Here is a 10000-nt window from a genome sequence, read left to right on the forward strand (position 1 = left end):
CAGTCCGCGCGCTCGCCGCTCCTGCACCAGACCGTCCAGGAACCCGTTCGCCGCCGCGTAGTTCGCCTGTCCCGGGGAACCCACCACACCGGCCAGTGACGAGAACGTGAGGAAGAACGACACATCCAGCTCACGGGTCAAGCAGTGCAGCCACCACGCGCCGCCCGCCTTGCCGCCCATCACCGCGCCGACACGCTCGGGCGAGAGTGAGCCCACCACACCGTCGTCCACGACTCCGGCCGCGTGCACCACCCCCGTCAACGGATGCCCCCCATCCACCGCGGACAGAGCCTCCTCCACACCGGCCCGGGACGACACATCCGCCCCCACCACCCGCACCCGCGCACCCAGCCCGGTCAGCCGCCCCACCTGCTCCACCACAGACCCGGCGAGACCACGACGCCCCACCAGAACCAGATGCCGCACACCACACACCGACACCAGCCACTCGGCCACCAACCCACCCAGCACACCCGTACCACCCGTCACCAACACCGTCCCCTCCCGGTCCATCGGGACCGGCAGCGTGAGGATGTTCTTGCCGATGTGCCTGGCCTGGCTGAGGTGGCGGAACGCGACAGGCGCCTGTCGTATGTCCCATGCCGTCATCGGCAGCAGCGTGAGCCGCCCTGCGGCGAACAGCGCCAGCAGCGCGGAGAGCATGTCCCCTATCTGTGCGGGTTCCGGTTCGGAGAGGTCGAAGGTGCGGTACCGGACCCCGGACGGCAGCGAGGCGGCCTCCCGGACATCGGTCTTGCCCATCTCGATGAACCGCCCGCCACCCGGCAGCAGTTCGAGCGAGGCATCCACGAACTCGCCCGCCAGCGAGTTCAGCACCACATCGACCCCGCCACCACCGGTCACGCCGAGGAACGCCCCACGGAAACCGAGATCACGCGAAGAAGCGATGTGATCCTCCGCCAGCCCGAGCCCCCGCAAAACCCCCCACTTGGAGGGATGCGCCGTCGCGAAGACCTCCGCACCGAGGTGCCGAGCAAGTTGGACCGCCGCCATACCCACGCCGCCCGCACCCGCATGGATCAGCACCCGCTCACCCGCACGAAGACCGGCGAGCCGCACCAGCGAGTAGTACGCCGTCAGGAACGCCACCGGCACGGATGCCGCCTCCGCGAACGACCACTCCGGCGGGATCGGGGCCACGGTCCGCGCGTCGGCCACCACCACGTCGCCGAACGACTCCGGGATCAGGCCCATGACGCGGTCCCCCACAGCCAGTCCGGTGACGTCCGGGCCGACCTCGGTGACCACCCCCGCACCTTCACTGCCCAGCGTGGCCTCGCCCGGATACATGCCCAACGCGATCAGTACGTCACGGAAGTTCAGGCCCGTGGCGCGCATCGACAGCCGGACCGTTCCCGGTGCCAGGGACGCGACGGCCTGTGGGTGCGGGATCGTGGTCAGTTCCGTCAGCGTCCCGCCGGGTCCCGTCGACAACCGCCATGGGCCGTGCTCAGGGAGCCGCAGCCGGTCGGTCTCGTCGAGTTCCCCGAGGGCCGGCGCGATCACTTCGCCGCCGCGCACTGCCAGCTGGTCGAGGCCTCCGGCCAGTACAGCGGGCAGGGGCAGCGCGCGAAGCGTGTCGTCCTCCTCGCGAGCGTCCTGCGGATCGAGGTCCAGGAGGACGAAGCGATCCGGGTTCTCCGTCTGGGCGGACCTGATCATGCCCCAGATCGCGGACATGGCCGGGTCCACCGGGGACACCGGCGCCTCCGTGGTCACCGCACCCCGGGTGAGCACCAGCAGCCGGGCGTCGGTCAGGTGGGGCGAGGCGAGGAACGCCTGCACCTCGGCCAGCAGCCGTACGAGGATCGCCTCGGCGCGAGCGGCTCCCTCGGCTTCGTTCCCGTCGCCGGTCCCGCCCGGTGTGCCGGAGCAGGAGAGGACCACCAGGGAGGGGGACGCGGCTCCGCTCTCCAGCGCCTCGTTCAGCGACGCCAGATCCACGTGATCGCCCGCGCCGTTCCCCACCAGCACCCATTCCGGCACCGGGTCTTTCATGCCGTCGGTGGTCAGGCCGGGCACCGGTGCCCACCGCATCCGCAGGAGTCGCGCAGCGGAGGCCGGGGAACCTGTGAGGCTCTCCTGGTTGACCGGCCGGAAGGTGAGGGACTCGACGGTGACCACGGGCCGTCCGGTCGGGTCGACGGCCTCAACGGTGACGCCATCGCCTCCCCGACGCAGCCGGGCATGCAGGATCCGCGCACCGGTGCGGTGAACGGTGACCCCGGTGAACGCGAACGGAAGCCCGCCCTCTCCGGTACCGGGAGCCACGGCGAGAGCGTGAAGAGCGGCATCCAACAGCGCCGGATGCAATGCGAAACCTGACGGGTCGTCGGGCAGCGCCACCTCCGCGTAGACGTCCTCACCGTCCTGCCAGACCTGCTTCAGCCCCTGGAAGACAGGGCCGTAGTCGAACCCGGCATCCGCCAGCCTCGCGTAGACGTCCTCCGCCGGGACCGGCTCTCCGGCCGGGGGCCAGGCCCAGACCGTCTCGGGGACGTCCGCCGTCTCGGCGAGGACACCAGCGCCGTGCCGGGTCCACTCACCGTCGGCGACATCGGGGCGCGAGGAGACGCTGACCGCCCGCTGCCCGTGCTCGTCGAGTTCGTCCACCACAATCTGCAGCGTTACGCCCGGACCGTCCCCGGCCAGCACCAACGGCGCCTGAAGGGTCAACTCCTCGACCCGCGCACACCCCACCTGAAGACCGGCATGCGCCACCAGGTCGACGAACGCCGTTCCCGGCAGCACGACCACACCTGATACCGCATGGTCGGCCAACCACGGCTGCGCCGCCACCGACAGCCGACCCGACAGCACCACTCCACCACCGGCAAGCGACACCTGCGCCCCGAGCAGCCGATGGCCCGCGACCGTCAGCCCCGCTCCCGTGAGCGAACCCCCGGCCGTCCCCAAGGCCCCCGCCACCCAGTACCGGCGACGCTGGAAGGCGTACGTCGGCACCTCCACCGGCTGTCGCGTCCGGGGAACCCAGTGGGCCCAGTCCACCCCGACCCCGTGCACATGCAGCCGGGCCAGGCCAGTGAGCAGGCTGGTGGCCTGGTCGCGGTCGCGCCGCAGGAAACTCGCGACAACCTCGCCCGCACGCTCTTCCATCGCGGCGGAAAGCGCGGGCTGCGGACCGACCTCGGCCCAGATCCGGGCCCCCAACTCCCTGGCCGTATGCACCGCGTCGGCGAACCGTACGGGCTGCCGGGCATGCTCCACCCAGTACGCGGCGCTACCGAAATCGGCACCCGCCAACTCTCCCGTCACCGTCGAGACGATCGGAATCTGGGGTGCCGCGAACTCCACATCCGCCAGGGCAGCAGCGAACTCCTCCAGCATCGGGTCCATGAGCGGGGTGTGGAAGGCGTGGTCGACCGGAAGCCAGCGGGTGCGTACGCCGTCGGATTCCAACTGCTCCACCACATCGCGCACGGCATCCGGCTCACCGGCCAGCACCACCGACTCCGGCGCATTCACCGCGGCCACCCACACACCGGCAACTCCGCCGACCCGCTCCGCGGTCTCCCCGGCAGGGGCAGCGACCGAGGCCATAACGCCGTCACCCGCGATCCCCTGCATCAGCCGGCCACGCACGCAGGCCAACCGCACCGCATCGCCCAGACTGAGCACGCCTGCCGCGACTGCGGCACTGATCTCACCGACCGAGTGCCCCACCAGCACATCCGCACGGACACCGCTCTCGGCCAGGACCCGCCACAGTCCCACCTCCAACGCCACCAACCCGACCTGAGCGAAGACGGTCTCGCCAAGGAGGTCACCACGCCGGCCTTCACCGAAGAGCACCGGACGCAACGGCTCGGGCAACAACTCATCGGCCACTGCGCACACTTCGTCCACCACAGCGGCGAACACCTCGAAGCGCTCGTAGAGTTGCGCGCCCATACCCGCGAACTGGGAGCCCTGACCGGTGAACAACACCGCCGTCTTCCCACCCACCGGCGAACCCGTCACCAGCCCCTCAGCCGAGACGCCCTCGGCCAGCGCATCCAGCCCTGCCACCACGTCGGCGACACCGGAGCCCACCACGACCGCGCGGTTCTCCAGCACCGCACGACCGGCCAACGCCGCAGCCATCCCGGCGGCATCCACGTCCTCACGGCCCCGTACGAACTCGGCCAACTGCGCCGCCTGACCACGCAGCCCCGCATCACCACGGCCCGACAGCACCCACGGCACCGGACCCGGCACCTCCACCGCCGGCTCGGGATCGAGCTCGACCGCGGGTGCCTCTTCCAGGATCACGTGGGCGTTCGTACCGCTGACCCCGAACGAGGACACCCCGGCCCTTCGCAGCCGCCCGCTGCTCGCGGACCACGGCACGGCCTCTGTCAGCAGCCGTACCTCGCCCGCGGACCAGTCCACGTGCGGCGACGGCTCATCCACATGCAGGCTCTCCGGCAGCTGCCGGTGCCGCATCGCCATCACCATCTTGATCACACCCGCCACACCCGCGGCGGACTGCGTATGGCCGATGTTCGACTTCACCGAACCCAGCCACAACGGACGGCCCTCCGGCCGGCCCTGCCCGTACGTGGCCAGCAGCGCCTGCGCCTCGATCGGGTCACCCAGCGTCGTACCGGTGCCGTGCGCCTCGACGACGTCCACCTCGCCCGCAGCCAGACCGGCATTCGTCAACGCCTGCCGGATCACCCGCTGTTGCGAAGGGCCGTTCGGGGCCGTCAGGCCGTTCGACGCACCGTCCTGGTTGACGGCCGAACCCCGCAGCACCGCCAAAACCTGGTGGCCGTTGGCCACCGCGTCCGAAAGCCGCTCCAACAGCAGCACACCGGCGCCCTCGCCCCAGCCCGTACCGTCGGCTCCTGCCGCGAACGGCTTGCACCGCCCATCGGGCGCGAGGCCGCGCTGGCGGCTGAACTCCACGAACGCACCCGGCGTCGACATCACCGCGACACCACCGGCCAGAGCGAGCGAGCACTCACCGGCCCGCAGCGCCTGCGCCGCCAAGTGCATCGCCACCAACGACGACGAACACGCCGTGTCCACCGTCACCGCCGGACCCTCAAGACCGAACACATACGCCAACCGCCCCGACACCACACTCGCCGCGTTCCCCGTCAGGAAGTAGCCCTCGCTTCCCTCGCCCGTGTGGTCGGCGAGCGTGCCGTAGTTCTGCGCGGATGCGCCCACGAACACGCCCGTACTGGAGTTGCGCAGGGTGGACACGTCAATGCCCGCTCGCTCGATCGCCTCCCACGAGCACTCCAGTACGAGCCGCTGCTGCGGGTCCATCGCCAGCGCCTCGCGCGGACTGATCCCGAAGAAGCCCGCGTCGAACTCGCCCGCGTCGTAGACGAAGCCGCCGGCCGCCGTGTACGACGCGCCGGGCCCCTCCGGATCGGTGCCGAACAGCGTGTCGAGGTCCCAGCCACGGTCCTTCGGGAAGTCGGAGATCGCGTCGCCACCGGCGGCTACGAAGTCCCACAGCTCCTGAGGTGAGCGCACTTCTCCGGGGAAACGGCAGCTCATGCCCACGATGGCGATCGGGGCGTGCTGCTCGGACTCCAGTCGCTCCAGACGCTCGCGCGTCTCGTGCAGGTCCGTGGTGACGAACCGCAGGTAGGACCGGAGCTGTTCCTCGTTAGCCATTTCGTGAGCCTTCCTCACAGCTGTGATGCAGACAGGCGGTCGATGCAGACAGGCGGGGGGCCAGGGTCTGCGGTCAGGGTCTTAGGAGCGCTTGAACCGCTTGTCGATGAATTCGAAGATCTCCTCGTCGCTCGCCGAGCCGAGCTGCGCGCCCATGCCTTGGGCGTCGCGCGAGGTGCTGTCGCAGAAGTCCAGGAGTTCCCGGAGCCGCTGCGTCACCCGCTTGCGTACGGCGTCGTCCTCGGCAACCTCCGCCAAGGTCCCCGCGAGGCGGTCGATGTCGCCGAACACCCGGGTGGACGGCGGAACGTCCGGGGCCACCCCGAGCAGTTCGGCTCGGAGGTGCTCGGCGAGGATCCTCGGGGTGGGGTGATCGAAGGCCACGGTGGCCGGCAGTCGCAGGCCTGTCTCGGCGTTGAGCCGCTTGCGCAGCTCGACGGAGGCGATGGAGTCGAACCCCATGTCCCGGAAGGCCCGTTCGGGCTCGATCGCGTCGGGACTGGAGTGCGACAGTACCCGGGCCGCCTCCTCGCACACCAGCGTGGACAGCAGGTCGAGGCGGTCGCCGGTGTCCAGCCCGTCCAGCCGGGCCAGGAGCCCGGATGCGCTGCTCGCGTCCTGGTGGTCCGCCGCGGCGGTGACCTGCCGGGCTTCGGGCAGGTCCTCTACGAGCGGACGACGGCGGGCCATGGTGAAGGCGGGTATGAATTGTTCCCAGTCCACGTCCGCCACGGCCACGAACGTCTCGTCCAGGCCGAGCGCCTCGTGCAGCGCCGCGACGGCGCGATCCGGTGCCATGGGCCGCAGGCCGAGCCGGCTCAGCCGCGAACCGGCCTCGCCCCCGCCCATGCCCTCGGCGTCCCACAGCCCCCAGGCGACTGACGTCACGGACCGGCCGGCGGCGCGCAGGCGCTCCGCCAGGGCATCGAGGTACGCGTTCGCGGCGGCGTAGGCACCCTGCCGCGCACCGCCCCAGACTCCGGCGTTCGACGAGAACAGCACCAGCCGCTCGAACGCTCCGTCGGCAAGCCGCTCCGCCAGCGCGTCCGCGCCACGCACCTTCGCCGCGAGTACGTCTTCCAGATCTGCGGCGGTGAGGTCCGTGAGCACCACGTCGTTGGACACCCCGGCGGCGTGGATGACGGTGGTGATCGGCGGGTGCCCGGTACTTCCCAGGACTTCCGCCAACTGCCCGGCATCGGTGATGTCGCAGGCCTTGACCGTGGTCGGGGTACCGCCCGCACGCAACTCCTCGGCCAACTCGACCGCACCCGGAGCCTCCACCCCGGACCGGCTGACCAGAACCACATGCTCAGCCCCGTTCCGCGCCAGCCACCGCGCGAGATGCGAACCCAGCCCACCGGTACCACCGGTCACCAGCACAGTCCCGCTCGGCCGCCACCGCTCACCATCACCGGACCGCACCGGAGCACGCCGCAACCGGCGCACGAACACACCATCCGGCCCCACCGCCAACTGATCCTCCACCGGCTGCGCCAACGCCGCGACCAACCGATCACCCGAACCCGACCGCCAAGCACGCGGCAGATCCACCAAACCGCCATAGTGGGCCGGATGTTCGAGACCGAACACCCTGCCGAGACCCCACACCGCCGCCAGCACCGGATCAGGGGCCGAGCCGTTCCCCGGCAAGGACACCGCACCACGAGTCAGCACCCACAACCGGGCACCCTCCCGCTCCACGACCGCCTGCACCACCGCCAGCAGGTCCGTCAGAACGACCGAGTGGCTCCGGTCGGACCCGGTCGCCAGATAGGCGATGTGCTCGGCACCTGCCAGCAGCTTCGCCACGCGCTCGCGATCGAGGTCGAGGTCGAGGTCTTGATCGGTAGGCAGCACCCGCACCTCGACCTGGGCACCGGCCTGCTCCAACGCCTGCCGTACGTCGCCGGCTTCGGCCTCGTCATGGCACAGCACAAGCCACTTCCGGGGCAGCTCACCCGCGTGCTGGGCGGTCAGCGGCGTCCAGCCCACACCGTAGCGCCACGCGTCGGTCCCGGAGGCGCCGGTCAGCGCCACCGCCGGAGGCGCGTCCATCCAATAACGCTGCCGCTGGAAGGCGTACGTGGGCAACGCCACCGGCTCCACGGCGGGCAACAGCTCCCGCCAGACCACCGGCAGACCAGCCGCCCAGGCAGCACCCAGACTGCTCAGCAACTGAGCCACCTCAGGCCGGTCGCGACGCAGCGTATGCAGCACCGGGCTGTCACCGACCGTCTGCTCCATCGCCAACGACAACACCGGATGCGGACCGATCTCCACGAACACCTGCGGACCCGCACCCTCCAACCGGCGCACCACATCCGCGAACAACACCGGCTCCCGCACGTTCCGGTACCAGTACCCCGCGTCCAGCCCTCCCTTGGCAACCGGCTCACCCGTCACCGTCGACACCAACTCCGGCCCCGAACCACCCCGGTCAACCACCCCGGCCAACTCCGCACGCAACCGCTCCTCCACCACCTCCACCTGCGCATGATGCGAGGCATAATCCACCTCGATACGACGCGCACGTACCCCTTGCCCCTCCAACCGCGCACACAGCGCAGCCACTTCATCCGGCGGGCCGCTCACCACAATCTGCCCCGGCGCGTTCACCGCCGCCACCGACACCGAAGACGGCAGACAAGCCTCCGCCTCCCCCGGATCCAACGCGACCGACGCCATCGCCCCACGCCCGGCCAACTCCCGCAACGCCCGCGAACGCAACGCCACAACCCGGGCGCCGTCCTCCACACTCAACCGACCCGCAACCACCGCAGCCGCAATCTCCCCCTGCGAATGCCCCACCACAGCATCAGGCTCAACCCCCGCCGCACGCCACACCCCCGCCAGCGAAACCATCACCGCCCACAACACCGGCTGAACCACATCCACCCGGCCCAACCAGTCCCGCTCCCCGCCCGTCAGAACCTCACGCAACGACCAGTCCACAAACGGATCCAGAGCCCGCTCACACACAGCCATCCGCTCAGCGAACACCGGCCAGGAGAGCAGAAGTTCACGCCCCATTCCGACCCACTGACCACCCTGACCAGGGAAGACAAACACCACACCGGAGTCCGCCCGAGCCGACAGCGACCGCCCACCAGCAACCAACTCATCAAGACCGGGCAGCAGTTCATCCACATCCGTGCCGACCACAACAGCCCGCTGCTCCAAGGCGGCCCGTCCGGCCAACCCCGCAGCCACACCCGACAACCACTCACGGTCGACAAGGCCGGCAGCCTGCTGGGCTCGCACAAAACTCGCCAACCGCGCCGCCTGACCGCGCAGACCCGCATCACCACGACCCGACACCACCCACGGCACCGGACCCGACACATCCACCGGCACAACGGCCTCCGGCGGCACAGCCGGCGGCTCCTCCAGGATCACGTGCGCGTTCGTACCACTGACCCCGAACGAGGACACACCCGCCCGCCGCGGACGACCACCAGCCGCCCACGGCACCGGCTCCGTCAGCAGACGCACCCCACCCGCAGACCAATCCACATGCGGCGACGGCTCATCCACATGCAACGTCACCGGCAACCGCCCATGCCGCAACGCCATCACCATCTTGATCACACCAGCCACACCCGCGGCCGCCTGCGTATGACCAATGTTCGACTTCACCGACCCCAACCACAACGGCCCGTCCCCCGAACGGCCCTGACCGTACGTCGCCAGCAACGCCTGCGCCTCGATCGGATCACCCAGCGTCGTCCCGGTACCGTGCGCCTCCACCACATCCACATCATCGGCGGACAGACCGGCACTCGCCAACGCCTGCCGGATCACCCGCTGCTGCGAAGGCCCGTTCGGTGCCGTCAGACCATTCGACGCACCGTCCTGGTTGACGGCCGAACCCCGCACCACAGCCAGCACCCGATGACCAAGACGACGCGCGTCCGACAACCGCTCCAGCACCAGCACACCAGCACCCTCACCCCACCCCGTACCATCCGCAGCCCCCGCGAACGCCTTACACCGCCCATCCGCCGCAAGACCCCGCTGCCGACCGAACTCCACAAACGTCGCAGGAGACGACATCACCGTCACCCCACCCGCCAACGCCACCTCACACTCACCCGCACGCAACGCCTGCGCCGCCAAATGCAACGCCACCAACGACGACGAACACGCCGTATCCACCGTCACCGCCGGACCCTCAAAACCAAACACATACGAAACCCGACCCGACACCACACTCGTCGTATTACCAATCCCCACATACCCCGCAGCCTCATCCGGCACCGAACCCAACCGCGCCGCATAATCCTGCGGAATCACCCCCGCAAAAACACCCGTCCTACTCCCCCGCAACCCACCCGCATCA

At 70.1% G+C, this 10000-nt stretch carries 2 protein-coding genes; both read right to left on the minus strand.

Annotated elements, in window-relative coordinates:
• A partial coding sequence (locus ACIQD6_RS36080) for an SDR family NAD(P)-dependent oxidoreductase (protein ID WP_401891287.1) occupies positions 1-5658 on the minus strand: 5658 nt, incomplete at its 3' end.
• 81 nt (positions 5659-5739) lie between these two features.
• Positions 5740-10000: type I polyketide synthase (locus tag ACIQD6_RS36085; RefSeq protein ID WP_401891290.1), on the minus strand; the 4261-nt coding region annotated here is incomplete at its 5' end.

This window comes from Streptomyces sp. NPDC088400, assembly GCF_044753355.1.
Lineage (GTDB): Bacteria > Actinomycetota > Actinomycetes > Streptomycetales > Streptomycetaceae > Streptomyces.